At 65.2% G+C, this 24,259-nt stretch carries 17 protein-coding genes and 2 pseudogenes; 12 read left to right on the top strand and 7 right to left on the bottom strand.

Features of this window, described 5'->3' with window-relative positions; genetic code table 11:
- Positions 1–663: 663 nt before the first annotated feature.
- The gene (locus tag AC1KVG_RS07490) at positions 664–2,178 is read right to left on the bottom strand and encodes an acetyl-CoA hydrolase/transferase family protein (RefSeq protein WP_006450969.1); all 1,515 of its coding nucleotides are present in this window, start codon (positions 2,176–2,178) and stop codon (positions 664–666) included.
- A 166-nt stretch (positions 2,179–2,344) separates the two neighbouring features.
- On the opposite strand from AC1KVG_RS07490, the gene AC1KVG_RS07485 reads away from it, so the two are divergent.
- The 10 genes and pseudogenes from AC1KVG_RS07485 (at position 2,345) to glnE (ending at position 17,713) form a co-directional block, all read left to right on the top strand.
- Positions 2,345–4,522: a translocation/assembly module TamB domain-containing protein gene (locus AC1KVG_RS07485; RefSeq protein ID WP_481093990.1), complete on the top strand. Its 2,178-nt coding sequence runs from the start codon at positions 2,345–2,347 to the stop codon at positions 4,520–4,522.
- Positions 4,523–4,727: 205 nt separating this feature from the next.
- Positions 4,728–5,142: pseudogene (locus AC1KVG_RS07480) on the top strand (hypothetical protein); the annotation flags it as partial.
- 218 nt (positions 5,143–5,360) lie between these two features.
- Positions 5,361–7,151 (top strand): annotated as a pseudogene (locus tag AC1KVG_RS07475) (hypothetical protein); the annotation flags it as partial.
- A gap of 419 nt (positions 7,152–7,570) precedes the next feature.
- The gene (locus tag AC1KVG_RS07470; protein WP_481093989.1) at positions 7,571–8,080 is read left to right on the top strand and encodes a sigma-70 family RNA polymerase sigma factor; all 510 of its coding nucleotides are present in this window, start codon (positions 7,571–7,573) and stop codon (positions 8,078–8,080) included.
- Between the two features lie 9 nt (positions 8,081–8,089).
- Positions 8,090–9,139 (top strand): FecR domain-containing protein, encoded by a 1,050-nt coding sequence (locus AC1KVG_RS07465; RefSeq protein ID WP_481093988.1) that lies wholly within the window; start codon positions 8,090–8,092, stop codon positions 9,137–9,139.
- 118 nt (positions 9,140–9,257) lie between these two features.
- Positions 9,258–11,786, top strand: a complete 2,529-nt coding sequence (locus AC1KVG_RS07460) for a TonB-dependent siderophore receptor (RefSeq protein ID WP_481093987.1) — start codon at positions 9,258–9,260, stop codon at positions 11,784–11,786.
- 40 nt (positions 11,787–11,826) lie between these two features.
- Positions 11,827–13,449 (top strand): PepSY-associated TM helix domain-containing protein, encoded by a 1,623-nt coding sequence (locus tag AC1KVG_RS07455; protein WP_481093986.1) that lies wholly within the window; start codon positions 11,827–11,829, stop codon positions 13,447–13,449.
- Positions 13,446–13,769: a hypothetical protein gene (locus AC1KVG_RS07450; protein ID WP_193726330.1), complete on the top strand. Its 324-nt coding sequence runs from the start codon at positions 13,446–13,448 to the stop codon at positions 13,767–13,769. Before AC1KVG_RS07455 ends, AC1KVG_RS07450 begins: the two co-directional genes overlap by 4 nt.
- On the top strand, positions 13,757–14,107 hold the full coding sequence (locus AC1KVG_RS07445) for a DUF3325 domain-containing protein (RefSeq protein ID WP_481093985.1): 351 nt from the start codon (positions 13,757–13,759) through the stop codon (positions 14,105–14,107). The genes AC1KVG_RS07450 and AC1KVG_RS07445 overlap by 13 nt, the downstream gene beginning before the upstream one ends.
- Positions 14,108–14,887: 780 nt before the next feature.
- Positions 14,888–17,713, top strand: coding sequence for a bifunctional [glutamate--ammonia ligase]-adenylyl-L-tyrosine phosphorylase/[glutamate--ammonia-ligase] adenylyltransferase (gene glnE / locus AC1KVG_RS07440; protein WP_481093984.1), 2,826 nt, complete (start codon positions 14,888–14,890; stop codon positions 17,711–17,713).
- 109 nt (positions 17,714–17,822) lie between these two features.
- Here the strand turns inward: glnE and AC1KVG_RS07435 are convergent, their stop codons facing one another.
- From AC1KVG_RS07435 to AC1KVG_RS07410, 6 genes are all read right to left on the bottom strand, one after another.
- Entirely contained in the window at positions 17,823–18,200 is a 378-nt protein-coding gene (locus tag AC1KVG_RS07435) for a cyclophilin-like fold protein (RefSeq protein ID WP_481093983.1), read from the bottom strand.
- Positions 18,201–18,350: 150 nt separating this feature from the next.
- Positions 18,351–19,376 carry an alpha/beta hydrolase gene (locus tag AC1KVG_RS07430; protein WP_481093982.1) on the bottom strand — a complete coding sequence of 342 codons (1,026 nt, stop codon included), beginning with the start codon at positions 19,374–19,376 and terminating at the stop codon, positions 18,351–18,353.
- 492 nt (positions 19,377–19,868) lie between these two features.
- The gene (locus AC1KVG_RS07425) at positions 19,869–20,426 is read right to left on the bottom strand and encodes a VUT family protein (protein ID WP_481093981.1); all 558 of its coding nucleotides are present in this window, start codon (positions 20,424–20,426) and stop codon (positions 19,869–19,871) included.
- A gap of 222 nt (positions 20,427–20,648) precedes the next feature.
- A complete protein-coding gene (locus AC1KVG_RS07420) occupies positions 20,649–21,152 on the bottom strand; it encodes a hypothetical protein (protein WP_481093980.1) in 504 nt (167 codons plus the stop codon).
- A complete protein-coding gene (locus tag AC1KVG_RS07415) occupies positions 21,149–22,006 on the bottom strand; it encodes a DUF2145 domain-containing protein (RefSeq protein WP_481094108.1) in 858 nt (285 codons plus the stop codon). The genes AC1KVG_RS07420 and AC1KVG_RS07415 overlap by 4 nt, the downstream gene beginning before the upstream one ends.
- Positions 22,007–22,061: 55 nt before the next feature.
- Positions 22,062–23,009, bottom strand: a complete 948-nt coding sequence (locus tag AC1KVG_RS07410) for a mitochondrial fission ELM1 family protein (protein WP_481094107.1) — start codon at positions 23,007–23,009, stop codon at positions 22,062–22,064.
- A gap of 136 nt (positions 23,010–23,145) precedes the next feature.
- Between AC1KVG_RS07410 and AC1KVG_RS07405 the strand changes: the two genes are divergently transcribed.
- Positions 23,146–23,736, top strand: a complete 591-nt coding sequence (locus AC1KVG_RS07405; protein ID WP_481093979.1) for a malonic semialdehyde reductase — start codon at positions 23,146–23,148, stop codon at positions 23,734–23,736.
- Positions 23,737–23,827: 91 nt separating this feature from the next.
- Positions 23,828–24,259: YceI family protein (locus AC1KVG_RS07400; protein ID WP_481093978.1), on the top strand; the 432-nt coding region annotated here is incomplete at its 3' end.

The raw sequence follows: 24,259 nt of genomic DNA, 5'->3' as shown, positions 1-24,259 counted from the left end.
AACCGAGCGGTGCTCATTCGCCTGTCCCTTGCGAACGAATCAGACTTTCCTCTCGGAGAGGCCAAGTGGAACTAGTTGCCATGAGCGGCTGAAAAAACGTATCAAGCGGCCTGGCAATGAGCGCTATAGCGTTAATCGATGGTGGTTTTAAAACAAGAACGTCGGGCTGGCGCAGGGAGCCGGCCCGACGGATTGGACACCACCCAGTGATGACCCGTCGCGCCCAGCGGCAGGAGGGGAGAGAGCCGTCCTGCCGCCGAATGCGAGCGGGCAGGAACGTTATCCGTGACGATGCGATGTCGCCGCATGTCGGCGGCAGCAATGAAGTTTGAGTTGCGTTAACGGCGACCATTTCGCATGACGCGCGGCACCGAGCGTTCGAGCGCGCATTACCTGCAAGGAAACATTTGGCACGCTCGTCATCGCATAAGCGCATAGCGGCCGGTGCAAGTGTGCAGTCGCGCGATAAGGCGCTGCCATCGGACGTGTTGAGCATGGCGCTATCGCTAAACCGCTATTCCGCCCAAACACGCGTGCCTGCGGGCGGCGCGATCGGTGTCCCGCTGCGACCCGACGTGCATCCGCCAAATGCTGCGCACTCTGCCCGGCACGACGATCAGGTGCACAGAGCGCGGCATGATCGGGCAGCTGCAACGCGCGTGATCATCCCAGCATGTCGCCTGTCTCCAACCAGCGTTGATGCCACGAAAGCGCCTCGGTCAACAGATGCGGGGTGTGCTTGCCGTAGCTGTCGCGATTTGCACGCGCTACATAATCTTCCAGTGCATCGCGATAACGCGGATGCACGCAGTGATCGAGCAACTGGCGCGCGCGTTGTTTGGGCGTGAGTCCGCGCAGATCGGCCAGACCTTGTTCGGTGACGATCACCGAGACGTCGTGTTCGGTGTGATCGACATGGCTGACCATCGGCACAATTGACGAGATGCTGCCGGCCTTGGCGATGCTGGGGCTCAAAAAGATCGAGAGAAATCCGTTGCGCGCAAAATCGCCGGAGCCGCCGATGCCGTTCATGATGCGGCTGCCCATCACATGGGTGGAATTGACGTTGCCGTACAGGTCGGCCTCGATCATGCCGTTCATGCCGATGCAGCCAAGCCGGCGCACCAGTTCCGGATGGTTGGAGATCTCCTGCGTGCGCATGACGATGCGTTGCCGATAGAAATCGATATTGCGCTTGAACTCCTCGTTGCCTTCCGGGCTGAGCGCAAACCCGGTGCACGAGGCATAACGCAGCACGCCATCGCGCAGCAGCGCGAGCATGCCGTCCTGGATCACTTCGGTGAACGCTTCCAACTCACGAAAGCCGCTGCGTGCCAGCCCCGCCAGCACTGCATTGGGAATATTGCCCACGCCCGATTGCAGCGGCAGCAGACTGGCCGGCAAGCGGCCCTTGCTCACTTCATGGCGCAGGAACTCGATCAGGTGTTCGGCGATGCGTTCGCTGCTTGCATCGGCAGCGGCAAACGGGCTGTTGCGGTCCGGGCCATGCGTGCGCACCACCGCCACGATCTTGTCCGGATCGCAGCGCAGGCTGGGCTCGCCGATGCGGTCGTCGCCATGCAGCAGCGGGATCGGTTTGCGATGCGGCGGTAGCGCGGTGCCGTAATAGACGTCGTGCATGCCATCCAGGCCGGCCGGCTGCCAATCGTTGACCTCGATGATCACTTTCTTGGCCAGGTCCAGCCAGGTCTTGTTGTTGCCGATCGAGGTCGACGGCACCAGGCTGCCATCGGCGCGGATCGCCGAGACTTCCACCACCGCGGTGTCGATCTGCCCGTAGAAACCGAACCACACGTGCTGGGCGACATGGCTGAGATGGATGTCGATGTAATCCAGGGTGCCGGCGTTGATGCGTTGGCGTGCATCCGGGTCGGACTGGAACGGCATGCGCATGGCGATGCCCTCGGCCTTGGCCAGCGCGCCATCGAGTTCCGGTGCGGTGGAGGCGCCGGTCATCAACTTGATCTGGAACGGTTGGCCCTGCAGATGCGCCGCTTCGATGCGCTGCGCCAGCGCCATCGGCACCGCCTTGGGGTAGCCGGAGCCGGTGAAGCCGCTCATCGCCACGGTCTCGCCGGGCTGGATCAAGGCGGCAGCGGCCTCGGCAGAAACCAGGCGTTCGCGCAGCGGCGCGTGCAGGATGCGTTCGTCGGACATGGGCAGCACAGCGGAAACGGGAGAAGCGCAATTATCGCCGCTGCACACATCGATCGGGGCGCGACCTTGGTGGAATGAGCGAGCGCGACACCGGCCATGCGCATGTTCACGCCTCGCCGCCAGCACAACCGCGATAGTGACGGCAGACTCATCACTGCCTGCGCCCATGCCCACACTTCGCGATCGCTTCCAGCGCTGGCCCCGGCCGTGGCGCATTGCGGTGGTCGTGCTGGTGGCGCTGTATGCGCTGTATCTGCTGGCCGGCAACCTGTTTCTCAATACGCCGCTGTTCGATGCCGTCACCAATCGGCAGCCGCATAAATTCACCATGCAGACCGGCCCGGCACTCACCGTGTTTCCGGGCCAGGTGATGGCCTGGAACGTGCGCATGCGCGGGCAGGCCAACCGCACCGTGTACGTGTTGCATGCCGATCGCGCCAACGCGCGCGTCGCCTTGCTGCCGCTGTTCCGGCGCGAGGTGCGCTTGCCTTGGTTGCACGCCACCGGCCTGAGCGCGGAAGTTGAAACCTCCGATAAACCCATTCCGCCACCGCCACGTGGCGATCAGGGCTGGACGCTGCGCTTCGATGCGATCACCAGCAACAGCATCCGCAGTGCGCGCCTGGGCAAGTTGCTGATTGCCGGGCAAGGCCACGCCACTGTCGGCTTTCTCAAGCAGCTCAAAGGCGGCCCGTCGGAGCTGTTTGCTTCCGAGGCGGGCTTTACCGATGCGGTGGTCAGCTACGACGGCGTGCAGGTGTTCAATGGCGCGCAGCTGGACACGCAATTCCAGTTTCCACGCCATTACCGCGATGAGGCACCTGGCCTGCGCAAGCTCGGCATCACCCACGCGCGCCTGCAGCTGAAGGCCAGCACGGTGGCGTTGAAGATCGATACCGGCGCGCCACACGTGGACATCCGCAGCGGGCCCTCGGCGGCGCGGGTGGAGGCAGACATCACGCTGGATCGCGGCGCCCTGCAGCCGGGCAGCCATGCGGTCTGGCGCCTGCCGTTGCTGGCGGGCGTTGGCGCGACCGACCGCGGCATGCTGGCGTTGCAACTGGATGTGGCGCGCGATATCCGCGTGCAGGCGCGGCTGCCGCGCGATGAAAAGACCGGCAGCGAGCTGCATGCCGACCTGCGCCTCGCCGGCCGCGGCATTCCTTTCCAGGATCCGTCGCAGGTGTTGCCGCGTTTGTCCGGGCAGGTACGTGGGCGTTGGAAGTTCGAATCCCTGAACTGGATTGCCGAGTTGTTCGTGCGCAAACCGTGGTTTCAGCTCGAAGGCGGTGGCCTGGTCGAGGCCGATCTGCGGCTGGCGCAAGGCCGGCTCGCCAGTGGCAGCAGCCTGGAGATTCCGCGGGTGGAAGCCGTGGCGCAGGTGTTCGATACACGCCTGGCCGGTGTCGCCACCGCACACGGACGCATCGATGATGCCGCCACGCCGCAGGCGCATCTGGAGGTCAGCATTCCCACGTTCAAGGCCGCGCCGCGCGATGCGCCCAAACAGATCCTGCTGGACGGCCGCGATCTGCAGCTGGCCATGCATGGCGACGCCGAACTGGCGCGCCTGCGCGACACGCTCAAGGCGCAGCTGCGTTTCAGCGATGCGCGCGTGCCCGATCTCACCGTCTATAACCGCTATCTGCCAGGCAACAACGTGCGCCTGCTCGGCGGCAGCGGAAGCCTGACCGGCGATGTAGCGCTCAATGCCTCCGGCGAGGTCGGTAGCGGTCACGCGAATCTGCGCGGGCAGGGCGCACACCTTGCACTGGCCGGCGTGCAGATGCGCGGCGATGCCGAGTTGCAGGCGCAGCTGCAGCGCGCCGATTTCAAGAACAAGTTCTTCGACCTCAGCGGCACGCGCGTGCGCTTGCGCAATATGCGCGTAGGCGACGACAGCACGGATGCCAACTGGTGGGGCGAGATGCAGGTCGGCGCCGGCACCATCCAGGCCAGTGCGCCGTTCCAGGTGGATGCCGATGCGGCGATTCGCATGCGCGATGTTGCGCCGCTGCTGTCGGTGTTTGCGCAACGCGCCGATTACCCGCGTTGGGTTTTGGGCTTGCTGGATTCGGGCGAGCTAGATGCCACCGGCCGGGTGCGTTGGCGCAAGCAGCAGGTGCTGATCGACGACCTGCATGCGGAGAACGCGCGCCTGTCGCTGCGTGCGCGCTTGGCCTTGAACGAGGAGCAGCGGCGCGGCGATCTGTATCTGCGCTGGGGCGTGCTGGGCGCCGGGATCGAACTCGATGGCAAACAACGCCAGTGGCATCTGGCTGGCGCACGCGAGTGGTACGACGCGCAGCCGGGGCTGTTGCCGGCGGTGTCGAAGGCGAAGTAAGCGGTACGTTGTTTCAGGTCTCGCGTCATGCGGCCAGCTTCGCCGTCGTCGCAGAAGCAGTGCGCGCACTGCCGCGCGTGTAGCACATCGAATGCGCACGGGCAGCCTGCTGGTGCCCAGCCGTAATCGCCGCTGCGCGCCGCACTCACGGCCTGCTTGGCACACTGCGCCACGCCGCGTGCGCGGTCTTCAGGAGCCTGCCGTCATGACGATGCCTGTTCGCGCCCGCTGGCGTGGTTTGCCCCGTGTGGTGCGTTGGCCTGTGCTGGCGCTGGTTGCGCTGTATGCAAGCTATTTGCTGTTAGGCAATCTGTTGCTCAACACACCGCTTGGGCCGGCAGCGCTCAACCGCAAGCCGGACAAATTCAGCATGCACTGGGGCCCTGCAGTGACCTGGTGGCCGGGGCGTCTGGTGCTGTGGAATGTGGACCTGCAAGGCCACTCGACACGTAATAGCTGGAACGTCAGCGCGCAGCGCATGAGCGGGCAGGTGCGGCTGTTGCCGTTATTGCATCGGCAGTTGCTGGTGCCGGAGTTGCATGCATCCGGCGTGCGCGGTGGGATGCAGGCGGCTGCGCCGACACCCGGTGCTGCCGCGACGCAAGCGCCGGCTACAACGCCGAGCACGCAGGTTGCCGCTGCCCCGGTGACTGGCGCAGTCGGCACGCCAACGCCAACGCAAGACAAGACATCTACATCAACGAGCAACGCAAAGGTCTCAGCCGGCACGCAGCCGCCCACGCAGATGACTGGCGCGCGCACCAGCACGCCGCAATTCGCCCAGGTCGCCCAGGTCGCCCAGGTCTCTGAACCCCCCGCCAGCACCCTGCCGACCGCTCCGGCCTGGACCCTGCAATTCGACCGCATCGTCGCCGATCAAGTGCAGGCCTTGACGCTGCGCCAGCTGCACATCGAAGGCGATGGCCAACTGCAGCTGGGCGTGTTCAAGCAATTGCGCGGCGGTCCGATGGAACTGTTTCCCTCGCGCGCGACCTTCGACAATGCGCGGATGCGCTGGGATAACAGCGAAGTGCTGCGCAACGGCCAGCTGCGCATCGAAGCCAGCATCGCGCGGCATGCGCCCGAGCAAGCGCGTGGGCTTGCGCTGCTGCAACTCACCGACGCGCTGGTAGCGGTACATGGCGACACTGCCGCACTGGATGTCACACGCAATGCGCAGGGCCGCCACACGGTCGCCACGCGCGCCGGCAAAGGTCGCGCAGATGGCGAGTTGCGCTGGAGGCGGGGCGCCTTGCAACCCGGCAGCCAACTGCAATGGCGCGCGCCGTTGCACGACAGCACGCGCACGCCGGCTGCCTTGCTTGGCGAACTGACAGCGCAACTGCAAGTCGATCAGGACATGCGCTTGCAAGTGCGCATGCCCGAGCCGGCCGATGCCGGGCTGACACTGGATGCGGATCTGCGCGTGCAAGGCCGGCAGCTGCCGCTGCAATCCATGCGCAGCCTGTTGCCGCGCACCTCCGGGCATGCGCGGTTGCATTGGCAACTGGCATCGCTGAGCTGGATTCCGGCGCTGTTTCCGGATGTGGATTGGTTGACGCTGGAAGGCGACGGCCTGGTGGATGCCGATCTGCGGATCGATCGCGGCCAGCTTGGTGCCGGCAGCCGTCTGCAGGTACCGCACGTGCGTGCGCATGTCGGCGTGATGGGGCATGCGATCGATGGGCAGGCCAGTGCCGATCTGCGTGTGGACGCCGATGCAAACGGGCAGTTGCTGCCTGCCCTTGTATTGCAGATGCAGCAGTTTTCGATTGCGCACAGCGATGCGCCTGGGCGCCCGTTCGTACAGGGCCGCAATCTGCGTCTGGATCTGCAGACCCGCGCCGACGCACGCAATCTGGCGACGTTGCGCGATGCCACGCGCGCGCATCTGGTGTTCGCCAACGCGCGCGTACCGGATCTGCGCGCTTACAACCGTTATTTGCCGCAGCAACAACTGCGTTTCGATGGCGGCAACGGTGTGCTCAGTGGCGATCTGCAGATCGAACCCGGTGGGCGTATCGGCAAGGGCGGGCTGCGCATCGGTGCGCGTGCGGCGCGGCTGCAGTTCGCCGGCCTCGCACTGCGTGGCGATGTGGACGTGGATCTGCGTCTGCAGCGCGGCGATCTGCGTGCAGAGAATTTCCGCCTCGATGCCAGCTCCATCCAGTTGCGCAATATCGGATTCACCGGCCCGGATGGACAGCGGCGCGATGGCTGGTGGGCGCGCATCGCGCTGGAAGACACGCGCATGCAATGGCGCAAGCCGATCGGTGTGGATGGGCGCGTGCGCATCCAGGTGCGCGATCTGGCATTCCTGATGTCGCTGTACGCGCGCGATCGCTCGATTCCGAACTGGATGCTGCGGCTGGTGGATGCGGGGCAGGCGCAAGTGACCGGTCGCGTGCATTGGCAGGACGAGACCGTCATCGTCGATCGGCTGCAGGCACGCAACGAACGCTTTCAGGTGGATGCACGATTGCGTTTGCAGGGCACCCAACGCAGCGGCAGCCTGCTTGCCCGCTGGGGGATGCTGAGCGCGGCGGTTGGCCTGCGCGGCAACACGCCGGAATGGCATCTGCTGCGCGCACCTGAGTGGTATCAGGCCCAGCCCGATCTGCTGCGCTGAGGGCGCTGCGCGGCAAGGTGATGTGAAGGAAAAGCGCCAGTTCTGTACTGCCAAGTATTGTTTTGCAGTGCAGCGTGCAAGTGGCGTTCGGGGCGCGCACTATGATCCTGCATCCCGACGTGGGGGAGGGAGCAAAGCCCGCTGGCAGTTCGCTGCAAGCGGGCTTTTTTATTGCCTGAGGTTTGGCGAGTCAAGTCATCGTCACCTCCGCTCGGCGGAGAAACGCCTTAAGTCAGCCAGCTGGCCCAGGTCAGCCGTGCCTCGTAACGGGGCAGCATCGACCCGCAACCGGAAGCCAGTGAGATAGGGCGGCCCGGAGAGCGCGCCTGCACGCGCCGCCGGCATCCGATAGAATGAGATCAATTCTCATTTATCGCCGGACGCCTCGCGGTCCGGGCTCAGCCGTTCAGGAGGTCATCGTGTCGGTCACGCAAGGCGCGCTTCATCAACAGGTGGAGCGCCTGTACACCGACCACCATGGCTGGCTGCAGGGCTGGCTGCGGCGCAAGCTGGGCGATGCGTTCGTAGCCGCCGATCTGGCGCAGGACACCTTCATCAGCGTGATCAATGCCGGTGCGGCCGCCGAGATCCGCGAGCCACGGCCGTTCCTGGCCACCATCGCGCGCCGGCTGATGGCGCACCGGCAGCGCCGCAAGCTGCTGGAAACCAGTTACCTGGAAATGCTGACGGCGCTGCCGGAAGAAGTGGCGCCGTCGCCGGAGCTGCAACTGCTGGCGCTGGAAGCGGTGCAGCAGCTGGACCAGGCGCTGGACGGCCTGCCGCCCAAGGTGAAAGAGGCCTTTTTGCTGGCCCATCTGCAGGAGCTGAGCTACGCGCAGATCGCGCAGCGGCTGGGGGTGTCCAGCAGCTCGGTGAAGCAATACCTCACGCGTGCCAACCGGCATTGCCTGTTCGCACTCTCGGCATGAGTCGCGCAGATGGGTGATGCCGCGTCCCGCAGCGCGCAGTCCCTTGGCGCCCAGCGGCCACTGCTGGCCGGCGGACAACCGATCAGTGCGCAGGTCGCCGATGCGGCAGCCGAGTGGCTGACGCTGCTGATGTCCGGCAGCGCCAGCCACGCGCAGCTGCAGCAATGGCAGCAGTGGCGCGATGCGCATCCGGATCATGCGCGGGCGTGGGCGCATATCGAATCGGTGACCGGGCGGTTGAAGACGCTGACGCCGCAGGCGGCGTATCGCAGTCTGTCGCCGTATGCCGGCAACAACGGCCAGGCATCGCCGGGGCGGCGCAAGGCGCTGAATCTGCTGCTGTGGGGCGGGGTGGCCGGGGCCACCGGCGTGCTGGTCTCGCGCACCGAACCCTGGCAGCGCGCTACCGCCGACTACGCCACCGCAACGGGGCAGCGCCGCGACCTGCAGCTGCAGGACGGCAGCCGCATCACGCTCAATACGCGCAGCGCCATCGATGTGCGTTTCGATGCGCAACAACGGCTGCTGCAGTTGCTGGCCGGCGAAATCCTGGTGACCACCGCGCACGCATTGGGCGCCGGCCACGATGCGCGGCCGTTCGTGGTGCGCACCGCCCAAGGCGATATCCGTGCGCTGGGCACGCGCTTTTGCGTGCGCCAGGACGAGGGCGACACGCAGGTGAGCGTGCTGGAAAGCGCGGTGGAGGTGCGCCCGCTTGCGGTCGCGCAGGCCGGCGGGCGCGTGCATGCGGGAGAGCAGTGTCGTTTTACCGCCGAGGCGCTCGGCGCCATCGCCCCAGTCGATGCGCAGGTGGCGGCCTGGGTACACGGCCAGTTGATCGCCGACGAATTGCGGCTGGATGCCTTCATCGCCGAACTGGGGCGGTATCGCCCCGGCCTCCTGCGCTGCGACCCGCAGGTGGGCGCGCTGCGCGTCTCCGGCGTCTTTCCGCTGGACGACACCGAACGCATCCTGGCGATGCTGCCCAGCGTGCTGCCTGTGCGGGTGAGCCGGCGCAGCCGGTATTGGGTGACGGTGCAAGCGGCCGGGCAGGGCTGAGGCGCTGCCAGCCGGCACGTTGCCAAAAAAAGTTTGCACCCGGGCTGCCCGATCGCCGCAGTTGCGGCACCTCCACAATGACGGTGTCAGTGCGACACCAACATCTTGTGGAAACAGCATGTCGATCACTGCCCGCCGCGGCCAACGTTTTTCTTCTTCGTTTCAGCGTATCGCTTCTGTACGGGCAGCACAGCGGCCCATCAGCACGGCAGTTGCGATTGCGCTGTGCAGTCTGGCGCTGTGTGCAGGCATGCCCGATGCAATGGCGCAAAACGCAGCCGCCACGCAGGATGTGCGGCAGAGTTATCGCATTCCCGCCGGCCCGCTGGCACCGGCGCTGCGCAACCTGGCCGGTTCGGCCAACCTGTTGCTGAGCTTCACCGCCGCGCAGACCGACGGCAAGACCACCGCCGGGCTGGATGGCCGCTACACCGCACCGGCTGCGTTGGCGGCGTTGTTGGCCGGTAGCGGCTTGCAGGCGGTGCCGTTGGAGACCGGCGGCTATGTATTGCGCGCCGCGCCGCGGGTGAGTGCGACCAGGAGCGAGGTGGATGCGTGGCTGCTGCCGACCGTCAAGGTAACCGCGCAGGCCAACCGCAGTGCGGCCACCAGCGGCACCGGCAGCTATACCGCGCGTGCGGTGAGCATCGGCCGCGGCGAGCAATCGCTCAAGGACATCCCGCAGTCGATCAGCGTGGTCACCCGCCAGTTGATGGACGAGCAGAACATCACCTCGGTCTACGACGCGCTGGCCAGCACCACCGGCATCACCATCGTGCAGAGCCCACAGGGCGGCAAGTACATCTATTCGCGCGGGTTCGACATCACCACGGTGCAGTACGACGGCGTGCCGCTCAATCGCGGCATGTACGGCCGGGCCAGCAATTACAGCGCCAACATGGGCATCTACGATCGCGCCGAGGTGTTGCGCGGTGCGGCTGGCCTGCTGCAGGGCGCGGGCAATCCCGGTGGCGCGGTGAATCTGGTGCGCAAGCGCCCGCTGGACGTGCCAGGCGTGAGCGTGATGGTGCAGGGCGGCACGTGGGATCGCTACGGCGCGCTGATCGATGGCAGCGCCAACCTCACTGCCGATGGCGCGTTGCGCGCGCGCGGGGTGATCGACTATCAGGACCAGGGCTCGTTTGTGGATGGCGTCAAGCGCCGCACGCCTACCTACTACGGCACGCTCGATTACGCGTTCTCGCCGCAGACCCAGCTCAGCCTGGGCGTGAGCTACGAACAGGTCGAAGGCCGGCCGTTCTTCGGCGGCTTGCCTAGCTTCACCGATGGCCGCGATATCGGCCTGCCACGCGAGACCAATCTGGGCGCGCAGTGGAACCGGCAGTCCTCGTCCAATCGCGGGCTGTATCTGGACCTCGACCATCGCTTCAATGACGATTGGGTGTTCAAGCTCAGTGCGGTGCAGGTGCGCGAGCTGCACGATCTGAAATACGCCAGCTCCAGCCGTGCGATCAATCCGGCCAACGGCACCGGCGCCTTGTTGGCGGCACGCACCATCTCCGATACGGATGCGTTCGGCTTCGATGCCAATGTGATCGGGCATTTCAACGCACTGGGCCGCCGGCATGAGCTGGTACTGGGCAGTAACTTCGCCGAGAACACGGTCGACACCGTCTACGGCACCAAGAACAACTTCCAGACCTTCAACGTGTTCGATCTGCAACGCAATGTGCGGGCGATCAGCGATGACGAAATTTTTGCCAATGCGCGCGAGGCACGGCATGGCACCTCGCGCGAGTTCGGCCTGTACGGCGCGTTGCGCTGGCAGTTGAGCGACCCGCTCAAAGCCATCGTCGGCACCCGTGTGAGTTGGCACGACACCCAGTGGAACACCACTACCACCGGGCTGTCGCCGTCGCAATCGATCGAGCACACCCGCGAGACCGGGCAGGTCACGCCGTATGCCGGTCTGTTGTACGCGCTTAGCCCGACCTGGTCGGCCTATGCCAGCTATGCGGACATCTTTCAGCCACAGAACGCGCAGACCGAAGCCGGCGACATGCTCAAGCCGATGACCGGGGCCAACTACGAGCTGGGCATCAAGGGCGAGTGGCTGGATGGCCGCATCAACACCGCCTTTGCGTTGTTTCAGATCGAGCAGAAGAACCGCGCGCAGGCCGACCTGACCACCAGCCCCACCTGCCGCAACAACGACTTCTGCTACATCGACAGCGGCAAGGTGCGCAGCCGCGGCTTCGATGCCGAAGTGAGCGGTGAAGTGCTGCGCGACTGGAACGTGTTTGCCGGTTACACCTTCAACCGTACGACGTATCTGCAGGATGTCACCAGCCAGGGACAGGCCTTCAACAGCTATACGCCCAAGCATTTGCTGCGTGTGTGGACGACGTATCGGTTGCCGGGCGTGTTGCAGGATGTGACCGTTGGGGGCGGTGTCAGTGCGCAAAGTGCGGCGTATCGGCAGATCGGCACCGCAATCGCGCCGATCGAAGGACGTGCGGTGTGGAATGCATTGGCGCGCTATCAGGTCAACCGGCAGTGGTCGCTGGCGGTCAACCTCAACAACGTGTTCGACAAGCAGTACTACAACACGCTGTCCAGCTTCGTTAACGGCCGCTATTACGGCGAACCACGCAATGTGATGGTGACCCTGCGCGGCGCACTGTAATGCATGCATCGGCAATGAGATGGTGCTTGGCGATGGCCGCATGAAGGAGGGGTTTCGCCAAAGCATGGCGTGGCTGCATACCTGGTGCGGCCTCACCTGCGGCTGGTTGCTGTGCGCGATTTTCTTGACCGGCACGCTCAGCGTGTTTCGCGACCCGATCACCCGCTGGATGCAGGCCACGCCTGCCTTGCCGAGTGCGAGCACGCACGCGGCGTTGCCGGAACAAGCGCTGGTACCGCGTGCATTGGCACAGCTGCGTCAGCTAGCGCCGCAGGCACGCCTGTGGCGGATCACCTTGCCTGCGTATCCAGGTGAGGCGCTGACGCTGTTCTGGCGTACGCCGGATGGCCAGGGCCAGGCTTCACTGGATCCCGGTAGCGGCGAAGTCTTGCCGTCGCCGTGGGGGCGGCAGACCGAAGGCGGCCGGCATTTCATGAGCTTCCACTACACCTTGCACGGCGGCATCCCCGGCTATTGGCTGGTGGGCTGGGTGTCGATGTGCGGGCTGATCGCTTTGGTGTCCGGGGTGATCGTGCACAAGCGAATCTTCCTGGATTTTTTCACCTTCCGCCCGGGCAAGGGCCAGCGCTCGTGGCTGGACGCGCACAACGCCACCGCGGTGCTGACGCTGCCGTTTCTGCTGATGATCGTCTACACCGGGCTGGCATATTTCTACACCAGCTACATGCCCGCGCCGTTGCAGGCGGTATATGGCAGCGATGAGGACGCGTACAAGCGGTATGCCGATGATCTGTTGCCGGCGTCGCCTGTTGCAGGTGCAGACGACACTGCGCTGAACAGCGTGCCTGCCTATCTGCCGGAGTTGGTGCAGCGCGCTGCGGTACTCAACGGCGCGCCTGCGCTAACGCTGGTGATCGAGCGCCCCGATCAACCCGGCAGCAAGCTGCGCGTGATTGCGCCTGTGGCCGACACCGGCAGCTCGCGGCGTCTGCTCAATCCACCCGGCAGCGTGGTGTTCGATGCGAATAGCGGCGCGGTGCTGGAGCGGCATGCAGATGCCTCACGTACCGACGTGCGCGCGCAGGATGTGGAAGAGGTCATCAAGACCTTGCACGTGGCCGGTTTTGGCGGCTGGACCAGCAAGTGGCTGTATTTCATCTGCGGCCTGGCCGGCACCTTGATGATGGCGACCGGCACGCTGCTGTTTTCGATCAAGCGGCGTCGGCGCAGCGAGCAGGAGTTCGGTGCGGCCACCGGCGGCATCTATCGTGTGGTGGAAGCGCTCAATGTCGCCGCGCTTGCGGGAACCGCATTGGCGAGCGTTGCGTATTTCTATGCAAACCGCTTGGTGCCGGCTGCGCAGGCCGAGCGCGTGCAGATCGAAATCCATGCATTCCTGTGGGTGTGGATGGCCACGCTGCTGCATGCGCTGCTGCGCCCGCCTGCACGTGCATGGGTGGAGCAATTGGCAATGACCGCGCTGCTGTGCCTTGGTTTGCCGCTGCTCAATGCGCTGACGACCAGGCAACACGTTGGCGTGTATCTGGCTGCCGGCGATCTGCAGCGCGCCGGGGTCGAGCTGGTCTCGCTCGCGTTTGGTGTGGCGTTTGCGTACGGCTCGTATCGTGCGCATCGCAGTGCCATGCGGCCTGCACCGGTGCGTGCCAAACGGGGCGCCACTGCCGCGAGGGATGCGTTGTGAATCGTGCCTCCAGCACTGCATCGGTAACGCGTGATCGCTGGTCGGTCGCCGGTCGCGTGCTGGCCGCCAGTGTCGGTGGCTATGCACTGACCTCCACCGGCTGCAGCGTGCTGGCGCAGCTGCTGACCCGGTTTGCCGGCGTCTTGCCTGCGGTGGCGGTACTGAGCACAACGTTACTCAGCTTCGTCATCTACACCGTCGTGGTGTTATGGATGTTCCGCGCGCGCAATGCGTCGCGCATGTGGTTGTGGCTGGGCATGTGCCTGGGAGTGCTGGCTGGCGCTAACTGGCTACTGCGGAGCACGCCATGGGTGGGCTGATCACTGCGCTGCTGGGCACGACGCTGTGCCATGCCGGGATGCTGGCGTTGGCCGTGGCGATGCATCGCCATTACGAGCAGCTGACCGGTTGCCGCACTGCACCAGTCACACAGCGATGGCTGCTGCGCTCGATCGGTACCTGCCTGTTGTTTGCTGCGCTTGTGCTGTGCGTACTCGGTTGGGGCGGCACGGTGGGAACGATGTTGTGGTTGGGGTTTCTCAGCGTGGGCGCGCTGTTGGTGGCGCTGGGCCTGGCGTACGCGCCGCGCTGGAGCGCATGGCTGGCGTTGCTGCTGGGCTGCGTGGCGTGTGTAGTGATTGGCTGGCGCGCGCAGTAGGTGGTGCGGCGTTCGCTGACCAGTGAAGTGAGGTCGGCAATGGCAGTGACGTTGCTTGGATCGAAACGCGCCGACACTCTCCACTGGTCCTTGCCCGCTCACCGTCGCGGGACCTTACGCGGCATGGATGCCGCGTAAGAGCCTACACGGACGTACTTGCGGCGTGTCCCGCGATGGTGAGCGGGCAAGGGCCCTGCAGCAAAGCCGCAGATCAACCGCTCTGCACTTGACGCATCCACATCGTTCAAACGCCTCTCAAGACGACCGAGAGCTTGAGCTTCAGTGTCGTCTGGATGTTTCAAAGCCGCGTTGGTCGATGGCGCGGTGCCCTCACCGCTCGCGGGACACGCCGTGAATCCGTCCGTGGAGGCTCAGTGGCGGCATCCATGCCGCCACATGGTCCCGCAATCGGCGAGGACACCGCACCAGAGAGTGAGTCGGTTGCTTTGTTGAAAGCCTGCCCATTGCTCTGCCTGCATTGAGATGCTGACCGAACGCGCCCTTATCCAAACAACGCACGTCATGCACTGCTTGCAACCATGCACTCCGACCAACTCGACTGGTCCTTGTCCGCCCACCGTCGCGGGACCTTACGCGGCATGGATGCCGCGTAAGAGCCTACATGGACGTACTTGCGGCGTGTCCCGCGATGGTGGGCGGGCAAGGGCCCTGCACGGAAGCCACAGAGCACATGTGTTGCAGTTGTGTTGGCTGCTCTAAACACAGCCGGATCAATCGCAGACACGTGCCGCCATCGCGCAGGGATGCCAGAATCCATGCATGTCGCCGCCCATCGTCTCCGTGTCTCCTGCGCTCACCGCTCTGATCGAGCGGGCCGTAGCGCGCGTCCGTCATGCGCTGCCTGCCGACCAGTCCTGGCCGGGCGATGACGTCGACCAGCGGCTCGCAAGAGTCGCGCTCGCCAGCGAGTTTGCACTCGATACCCTGGCGCGCCAGCCGGCGTTGCTGCAGCACCTGGCGCAGCCCGATCCGCCGCCGTTGCCACTGCCGTTGCTCGATCCCGCACAGCCCCAGGCCTGGCCGGCGCAGTTGCGGCGCTACCGCAGCGCGGAATCCACACGGCTGGTGTGGCGCGATGTGCTCGATCTGGACCGCGTGGACGACACCCTGGCCGGCGCAACCCGGCTGGCCGAAACCTGCCTGCAATGCGGGCTGCAGGCACTGGAGCAGCAATTCCGTGACCGCCACGGCCAGGTGCTTGCCGAAGACGGCAGCGTGCAGCGGCTGGTGGTGTTCGGGCTCGGCAAGCTCGGTGGTGGCGAGCTGAATTTTTCCTCGGATGTGGACCTGGTCTACGCATATCCGCAGAGCGGCCAATCCGATGGCGCCCGCCCGCTGGCCGCCGAGGAATATTTTGCACGTCTGGGCCAGCAGCTGGCCAAGCTGCTCGACGAAACCACTGCCGATGGTTTCAGCCATCGCGTGGATCTGCGTCTGCGCCCGTTCGGCACAGCCGGGCGGGTGGCCTTGTCTTTCACCGGCATGGACCACTACTTTCAGCGCGAAGGCCGCGATTGGGAGCGTTATGCCTGGCTCAAGGCGCGTGCGGTGGCCGGCGATATCGCCGCCGGCGAAGCCTGGCTGGAAACCCTGCGCCCGTTCGTCTACCGGCGCTATCTGGACTTCACTGCACTGGATGGCTTGCGTGACATGAAGGCGGCGATCACCGCCGAAGTGGCGCGGCACGATCGGCTGGACGACATCAAGCGCGGGCCGGGCGGCATCCGCGAGATCGAGTTCCTGGCGCAATCGCTGCAGCTGATTCGCGGCGGGCGCGAGCCGACCCTGCGCGAGCGCCGCCTGTTGCCTGCATTGCGGGCGCTGGTCGCCGCAGGTCAGATGGATGCCGACAATGGCGATGCCTTGATCGAGGCGTATCGCTTTCTACGCCGGCTCGAAAATCGTCTGCAGATGTTGCGCGATGCACAGACTCACGCTTTGCCGCAGGCAGCGCTGGATCGCGAACGCATTGCGTTGGGCCTGGGCTATGCGGATTGGTCGGCATTGCTGCAGGCACTGGCCCCGCAACGTGCGCGCGTGGCCGCCGAATTTGCCGAGCTACTGGCACCGCGCGTCCATGCCACCGCGCCCGACGCGCTTGCCGATTATTGGCGCGCGTTACCGGAAGGCGATGCCGCGCCGTTGGCAGGCATCGGCTTGCACGATCCAGCCGGCGCGCATCAGGTGCTGGCCGATTTTGCGCAGTCCTCCGGCGTGCGTGCGCTCTCCGATACTGCAGGCGCGCGACTCGACCGCGTGATGCCGGCGCTGCTGCATGCGGCCACCCGCGCCAGCCAGCCCGATGCCGCCGTGCGCCGCATGCTCGGACTGTTGCAGGCCACCTTGCGCCGCACCAGCTATCTGGCGCTGCTGGACGAACAACCCAGCGCGCTCGCACGCCTGGTCGATGTGCTCTCGCGCAGCGCCTTGCTGGCCGAGCGCCTGGCGGCGCATCCGTTGTTGCTGGACGAATTGCTCGACACCCGCATCAGCGGTCCGTTGCCCGACCGCGCCGCATTGCATACCGCATGCGCCGATACCTTGCAGATCGACGATACCGAAGCGGCCTTGCGCGAACTCAACGAGCGCCGGCTCGCGTTGAGTTTTCGTATCGCACTGGCCACGCTCGATGGTCGCCAGCAACCCGTGGACAGTACCCAGCAACTGGCCTGGCTTGCCGAGGCGGTGGTGCAGACGGTGTTGCAGCTGGCACGCCGCGAATTGGTCGCCGCGCATGGGCAGGTGCCCGGTGGCGCGTTCGCCATCATCGGCTATGGCAGTCTGGGCGGCCTGGAGCTGGGCTTCGGCTCGGATCTGGATCTGGTGTTTCTCTACGATCACCCACGCGAGGTGGAAGCCTCCGATGGCAAGCGACCGCTGGAAGCCGGGCGCTGGTTTGCGCGGCTTGCGCAGAAGGTGATGACATTGCTGGGCGCCGAAACCGGCGCCGGCCGTCTCTACGACATCGATGTGCGGCTGCGCCCGGACGGCGGCAAGGGCGCGTTGGTGTCCTCGCTCGCCAGCTATCGCGAGTACCAGCGCGATCGTGCCTGGACCTGGGAGCATCAGGCGCTGGTGCGCGCACGTGCGGTGGCTGGCGATGCCGCGCTTTGCGAAGCGTTCGTGCAGGTGCGTCGCGAGACGCTGACACGCGTGCGCGACCCCGCTCTGCTGCACGAGGACGTGCGCAAGATGCGTGCGCGCATGCGCAGCGAACTGGATCGCAGCGATGCCGGGCGACTGGATCTCAAGCAAGGCGCAGGCGGGTTGGTCGATCTGGAATTCCTGTTGCAGGCCGGCGTGCTCGGCCAGGCCGCCCAGCATCCGGCGTTGCTGTTGGCCTGCGCCACGCCCGCATTGATCGACGCGCTGGTGCACGTGCAGTGGCTACCGGCCGAGAGTGCAGCGCCGCTGCATCACGCCCACGCCACGTTGGTGGAGGCGGGCCTGAGTTGCACGTTGGACCGTCGGCCACGTTTGATCGCGCCGACGCCTGCCATCGCGCAAGCCACGCGCGAGATCTTTGGACGGGCGCGGACGCAGGGTCTGGAGTTTCCGCTCGGCAAGGCTGGCTTTCCGGAATGAGATGGGCGGCGCTTGAACCGTTGGTCGTCTGCACGCGCATGCGCAGCAGATGCCGGCGGAGCGTTCCCGCGCGACGGTGATGCTGCAGTTTGCGGATGCAGCGGTGGCGTTACGGCTGTGGCATCGGTGATTGGGGCGCGATCGCGCGTTCGATGGTGGCGGTGAAGCTGGAAGCCCGCGTCAGGGCCGGCTGATTCGACACGATGCGCCCCAGCCGCACCAGATCGCGCGACGGCGAGTATGGGCGGTAAAACACCGCAAGATTGCCCCAGGGCACGTAATACATCAGATCCCAGATCTGCGCGTTTCCCGCTGTGCCGGCGCCGCTCAAATCCAGCTTGCCGGGCAGGTAACCGATCTTTTCGGTGGCGTGGAAATCCTCGAACTTGACCGTCATCGGCAAGCGCGACAGCAAGTCGCGCGTGGCCGAATTGTTCACCAGCTCCGCCTCGACAGTGTCAGCACCAATCCGGATCGTGATATGCATGGAGGAAGGTTTTGTTGGTGGGGAAGTGGGTGCGGCCTGCACTGGCGCGGTGGCAGCGGAGCAGGCAGTGGCCAGCAGTGCGCCTGCTAGCGACAGACCGCGGAGGCAGCGGAAGGTTGGTGGGCTCTGCATCTGTTCCGCCTCGTTGACTCAATGCAAGTGCTTGCGGAAGAACGCCGTCAGCGTATCGAACGGGATCAGATCGACGCGATCGTACAGATCCACATGCCCTGTGCCCGGCACGATCACCAGTTGCTTGGGCTGCCCGGCAAGGCGGTAGGCTTCTTCGCTGAACTCTTTGGAGTGCGCCTGGTCGCCGGTGATGAACAGCATGGGGCGCGGAGAAATCGTTTCGATATCGTTGAACGGGTAGAAGTTCATGAACTTGACGTTGCTGGTCAAGGTCGGGCGCGTGGTGCGCAGTGGCGATTGGCCTTTGGGTGTGTACTCGCCGCGCGGGGTGCGATAGAAATCGTAGAACTCGCGCTCGATGGCGTTCGAGTGCGGGGTCAGTTCCAGCACGGTGCCACCGGTATAGGCGGTCTCGCCGCCGGCGAATTCCACATCGCGCTGCCTGGCTGCCTGAGCAACGACCTGCTTGCGTTGCTCAAGCGACTGCCCGTGACGCAGCCCATTGCGATTTGCTGCGCCCATGTCGTACATGCTGACCGTGGCGATCGCCTTCATGCGCGGATCGATCTTGGCCGCGCTGATGACGAAGCTGCCGCTGCCGCAGATGCCGATCGCCCCGATCCTGTCGCGATCGACCAGGGGCTGGGCACTGAGAAAATCCACTGCTGCGCTGAAGTCTTCGGCATAGAGATCGGGCGACACCGCATTGCGTGGTTGGCCTTCGCTGGCGCCCCAGAACGAAAGATCCAGCGATAGCGTAACGAAGCCCTGCTCGGCCATCTTGGTCGCATACAGATTGGCGCTTTGCTCCTTCACCGCGCCCATCGGGTGCCCCACCACGATGGCCGGGTGCTTGATGGCCGGGTCCAGGCCGTTGGGCACGAACAGATTGCCGGCCACCGTCATCTGGTACTGATTCTTGAAGGTGACCTTCTGCACGGTGACGCGCGGGCTGGTATAAAAATTATTGGCGCCGTTGGACATGTCTGCTCCGATTGCAGTGAAAGAAATCAATAGCCCCAAAAGCACGATGAGCTTTTTCATTGGACGATCCGTTGTGGTGTGATGTTCAGGAGGGGCGCAGCCAATGGATCTGCGCCTGCACGTGAAGTGCAGCGCGGCTCGATCGCAGTGCTGTTCAATCAACGTGTCCATGTTTGAACGTGGCCCACCGCATGGTCTTGCGCGCGGGCAGCGTGCATCGTTACGCGTTGAGAAAGCTGCACGCCTCGGTAGTGCGGTGATTGGCAACGTCCGCGTGCGCCAGCCATCATTTCAGCGGCATCCATGCCGTCCACTGATAGCGCAGTGACGCAAGCCAGTCGATGCGTATCAGGTACAGCGAAGGGGTGAACGATCAGAAAAAACCAGGCATCACGCGGCCGATAAAGACCGTTGCAGTGCCGAGGTGCAAACTCTAATCGCAATCTGCCGCCGCAGTATTGCTGCCAACGGCATGGCGCCATGCATGCAACTCATGAGTCGCAACGACGGATGGCTGGCTGCACGTCCACGGGCAAGGATCCCGCGAGCGCGTCAGACCTTCGCGCGCGGCGCACTCCGCCACAGCAGTGCGCGGAACGGTCCGAGCAGAAACACGCCCATGCCCAGCTTCACCGCCAGATCGCCGGCCGCCCAGCTGATCCACGGCAGGCCGACGCCAGCAAAGGCGATGCTCCAGAAGATCGCCGTATCCAGCGTGGCGCTGCAGGTGGTCGCCACGATCGGCGCCCGCCACCAGTTGCCATTGCGCAGACGATCGAACACGCTGATATCCAGCAACTGCGCGGCGATAAACGCGGTGCATGACGCGACCGCGATCCGTGGCGTTGCCAGCCAGATCGACAACACTACCGCGAGCGCAAAGCCGCACCAGGCCACCTTGCGCGCTGCGCGGGGGCCGAAGCGGCGATTGATCAGGTTGCTCACCAGAAACGCCAGCGGATACGAAAACGCGCCCAAGGTCAGCCAATCGTTGATCGGGTACTGCACCAGAATATTGGACAACAGCACCACCGCGCCCATGGCCAGCACCGCCCACGTCAAGGCACGTGCGGTGAGCGGAGCGAACAGCGTGGGGGATGTGGTGGACATGGCGGGCGGCAGTGAGCGATCAGCGCGAATTATCCGCGCGTTGGCGCATGCGGGCCAGTGCGCGCGCGGGCCGCCAGTGTCTGCACCGGTACCACGGCGTGGCTGTTCGGCAGACAGTGGCCGACACGCGCGCGCGCACCGCGCTTAACACTGTGTCCGGAGACGTGAGGCGTCAGCGACGCCCCATCGCGGCCGAAAGCTTTTGTACGCAGCGTTCCAGCATCACCAGATCTTGCTGCTGTTCTGTGCAGCGGCTTCTGCGGTCGGCACGAATGCCAACGCCTGGCCTTGTGGCGACTGCACGGTCCAGCCTGTGCCGGCCGGGCTCGGTTGAAAGGTCACCGTCTCGCCAACGTGGAAGCCGGCAGTCGGGTCGTCCTGGCGCGCCGGCCAGCGCAGCAGGGCGGTGTTGTCGGCTTGCGCTGGATCCTGCAAGTGCACTTCGCAGCCGCCATCGGTGGTTTTCTCCACCGACTTCACTCGCATCGGCGGCAACGGCCCGGCGGAGGCTTTGTTCGATGCATCGCCGAGCGCTTCCGAGCCCCTGCCCACACTGTGGCCGACAGCGATCGACACGAACACAGGTGCAGACACCACCAGAATCGCCGACATCATCGAGGCATCGCCGCGCGTGATCGTGGTCAAGCCTGCGTGGGCCCGCATCGGTTGACCAAACGCGATGGCCAGCAATAGGCCAAGGCCGGCAGATCGAAGAGAGATGTTCATGGAGACGCTCCGTGCGTGGTGATGCTGTGTGGAATGGAATGATCCTGCTGCAGCACCTGGTGTTGCTGCAGGAAATCGAACACCGACTCGACCGTGATCACCGAATAATTGCCGGAGATACGCTCACTGGCAGGATGGTCGGTGACGGCGGCATTGGCGACGAAGAAGCGTGCGCCGATGCGCTTGCTCAGATCGAGATGCAGGCGCGTGGGCTGGTAGCCGTTACGTTTGAGCCAGGCTTGCGCGCTGCGCCGATCCTGCACCGGCGCCGGTGTCGCAGAAGGTGCATCGGTCGCCGCCAGCGCTGCTGCCAGCACTTCGAGCACCCATTGATTGGAGTTCTGATACTCGGTGGAAAACGGATAGGCAATCATGCTGTAGCGCGCTTCGTGCAGCGTGTGTGCCAGCGGGGCCGGATCCTGCAACAGCGTGTGTAGCTGCTGCTGCAATGCAGGCGCCAGCACGCCGACGCGCAGATCCGCATTGAGTGCGCTTTCGCCGATGAAGTTGCTCAGGCCTTCGCGATACAGCTCGGAGCTGTCCGACTTGCAGTGATTGAGCAGGTGCTTCACCCGCCAGGTGCCGTCGTCCTCGCGCAGCGCGAAGGCCAGGTGGCTGTGTTTCAAGCCGTAGCGGCTGAGATCCTGGCCGCCGCGTGCCAGCAGCACCACCTGCGCACCATCCACTGCATCCAGCGCCTGTTGGGTGGATTTGGCCATGTCGAACATTGCCGCCAGCGTGGCCGGTGTCGGGTAATGCGGTGTGCACACCGGCGCGGCAACGGCGGGCAGTGCGGCACTCAGGCACAGGAGCAACAGTGTTGTTGCAGGCCAGGTGCGTTGTTTGTCTTCCATCTGCATGCGGGTGCATCGTCCTTGTGTCTGCCCCGTGTCACTCACGGCCGCGCCATCATACGTGCAGGCGCTCACGTACCAGGGTGGCAATGCGTTGGGTTTCGCGCAATGGTTCAAGGTGCGGCTGCGCTGCGAACACAGCGCTTGCCTCGCATAGACGGCCGTGCGCTTGCAGTGCCCGAACATATGTCTCAACCCGCCCTTGTGCCTGATCGGCAAATGCTGCGGCCACCGGTACGCGCGTGGCGCAGGCTTCGGAGAGCAGGTTGACCGAGTCGGCGCTGGCCACGATCGCATCGGCCCAGCCCAGCAGGCCGGCGTATGGATTTGGCCCATCGCGCGTGTCGCACCACAGCAGGCCTGGCAGATCTGCGCACAGCTTGCGCAGCGTCGCCATTGCCTCCGGCGGAGTGCGTCGCGACGTGGTCACCAGCAGGCTGCCACCGACCGCGTGCAGCTGCTCGCGTAACTGCGCACACAGTGCCGCCAAGGCCGCAGTCGTCCACGGCACGTGTGCGGTGGGGCCGCCGATCAGCAGCGCCACGCGCGGGCCGGGCAGGGTGCCGAGCGTGGGGAACACGGCGCGGCCGGCGGCCAGCCAGGCATCGTCCACCGGGTGCAGGCTGCCGAGCAAGGTGATCACGTTCGCGCCACGCAGCGCATCGTGCTCGGGCACGATCAGCAGATCCCAATGGCGCCGGTCCAGGCGCGGGTCCAGGACTTGTACCACCCGGCTACCGCGCGCGCGCAACAGCCGGGTGGCCAGCGCGGCCTGGCGTCCGCAGCCGATTGCCAGCGCCGGTGGCTGTTGCAATTGCCGGGCGAATCCGGGTCCGAATGCGGCCTGGGCGCCCGGCAGCAGGCGCGGCGCAACCCAGCGCCAGGGCGCGCGGGCCTGCAGATGCAGCGCGGTGACCAGCTCCGGCTGCAGCGCACGCGCCAGCGCCTCGGCCTGGCGTGCGTTGCCGGCGCGGCCATCGCTGACCGCCCAGGTCAGCGCCATCGTTTCGAATCCGACATAGATTTGTTTCAGATTGAGCGTGTGTTGCAGCAATCGCGTCACTCTACACTGCGGGTCTTCACACCTGGGCCGGTGCCGCACTCTACTGTCGCCCATTCCTTTGCCTTCCGGAGTCTCCATGTCCGACCTGCTCGACGCTGCCGTGCTGGATCAGCTGTTCCGCACAGCCCGCACGCAAAACGCCTTTCTCGACACGCCTGTCAGCGAAGACCAGCTGCGCCAGCTTTACGAGTTGGTGAAGTGGGGGCCGACTGCCGCCAACGGTTCGCCGGCACGTTTCGTGTTCGTGACCAGCCCGGAAGGCAAGCAGAAGCTCAAGCCAGCGCTGTCCGACGCCAATGCCGCCAAGACGCTGGGCGCGCCGGTCACGGTGATCGTCGGTTATGACGAGCAATTCCACGAAAAGCTGCCCTACCTGTTCCCGCATGCCGATGCCAAGAGCTGGTTCGAAGGTTCGCGCGACATGCGCGTGTCCGGTGCGTTCCGTAACAGCTCGCTGCAGGGCGCTTATCTGATCCTGGCCGCACGTGCGCTGGGCCTGGATGCCGGCCCGATGTCCGGTTTCGACAATGCCAAGGTGGATGCGGCGTTCTTTGCCGGCACCCCGATCAAATCCAACTTTCTGGTCAATCTCGGCTACGGTGACCCGGCCGCGCTGTTCCCGCGGCTGCCGCGCCTGAGTTTTGACGAAGCCGCACGCATCGAATAAGCGTGCGTCCCCCCTTTCCTGCAGTCCTCGTCCGTCTGCGTTCTGTCCCATCCGCGTTGATCCAACGCGTCTCTCATCTCAAGGAGTTTCAATGAAGACCACCCACAAACTGCTGCTGCCGCTCGCCCTGACCCTGGCTATCGCCGCCTGCTCCAAGCCGACCGACAACGCCGCCGCACCGGCCGCCGAAACCCCGGCTGCCACCGCACCGGCCGATGCCGCTGCTGCCCCGGCCCCTGCTGCCGCCGAGTCGACCGCTTCGACCGCGCCGGCCGTGACAGTGGCCTCGGGCACCTACACCCTGGACCCGAGCCACACCGACGTGCTGGCGCAGTGGAGCCACTTCGGCTTCTCCAACCCGACCGCGCATTTCGGCAATGTCGACGGCACCCTGGTGTACGACGCGGCCGACGTGACCAAGTCCACCGTGCAGGTCACCCTGCCGCTGTCCGGCTTGAACAGCTTCACCGCCAAGTTCGACGAACACCTCAAGAGCGGTGACTTCTTCGACGCGGCCAAGTTC

The sequence above is a fragment of the Xanthomonas sp. NCPPB 3959 genome (genome assembly GCF_056675575.1).
The sequence above is the reverse complement of the archived record's forward strand: the minus strand, read 5'-3'. Positions and strand labels throughout refer to the sequence as shown.

Excerpts from the sequence above, each read along its gene's own strand:
- AC1KVG_RS07490 (WP_006450969.1), bottom strand. The coding sequence starts at position 2,178 with ATGTCCGACGAACGCATCCTGCACGCGCCGCTGCGCGAACGCCTGGTT.
- AC1KVG_RS07485 (WP_481093990.1), top strand. The coding sequence starts at position 2,345 with ATGCCCACACTTCGCGATCGCTTCCAGCGCTGGCCCCGGCCGTGGCGC.
- AC1KVG_RS07465 (WP_481093988.1), top strand. The coding sequence starts at position 8,090 with ATGGGTGATGCCGCGTCCCGCAGCGCGCAGTCCCTTGGCGCCCAGCGG.
- AC1KVG_RS07460 (WP_481093987.1), top strand. The coding sequence starts at position 9,258 with ATGTCGATCACTGCCCGCCGCGGCCAACGTTTTTCTTCTTCGTTTCAG.
- AC1KVG_RS07455 (WP_481093986.1), top strand. The coding sequence starts at position 11,827 with ATGAAGGAGGGGTTTCGCCAAAGCATGGCGTGGCTGCATACCTGGTGC.
- AC1KVG_RS07445 (WP_481093985.1), top strand. The coding sequence starts at position 13,757 with ATGGGTGGGCTGATCACTGCGCTGCTGGGCACGACGCTGTGCCATGCC.
- glnE (WP_481093984.1), top strand. The coding sequence starts at position 14,888 with ATGTCGCCGCCCATCGTCTCCGTGTCTCCTGCGCTCACCGCTCTGATC.
- AC1KVG_RS07435 (WP_481093983.1), bottom strand. The coding sequence starts at position 18,200 with ATGCATATCACGATCCGGATTGGTGCTGACACTGTCGAGGCGGAGCTG.
- AC1KVG_RS07430 (WP_481093982.1), bottom strand. The coding sequence starts at position 19,376 with ATGAAAAAGCTCATCGTGCTTTTGGGGCTATTGATTTCTTTCACTGCA.
- AC1KVG_RS07425 (WP_481093981.1), bottom strand. The coding sequence starts at position 20,426 with ATGTCCACCACATCCCCCACGCTGTTCGCTCCGCTCACCGCACGTGCC.
- AC1KVG_RS07420 (WP_481093980.1), bottom strand. The coding sequence starts at position 21,152 with ATGAACATCTCTCTTCGATCTGCCGGCCTTGGCCTATTGCTGGCCATC.
- AC1KVG_RS07415 (WP_481094108.1), bottom strand. The coding sequence starts at position 22,006 with ATGGAAGACAAACAACGCACCTGGCCTGCAACAACACTGTTGCTCCTG.
- AC1KVG_RS07410 (WP_481094107.1), bottom strand. The coding sequence starts at position 23,009 with ATGGCGCTGACCTGGGCGGTCAGCGATGGCCGCGCCGGCAACGCACGC.
- AC1KVG_RS07405 (WP_481093979.1), top strand. The coding sequence starts at position 23,146 with ATGTCCGACCTGCTCGACGCTGCCGTGCTGGATCAGCTGTTCCGCACA.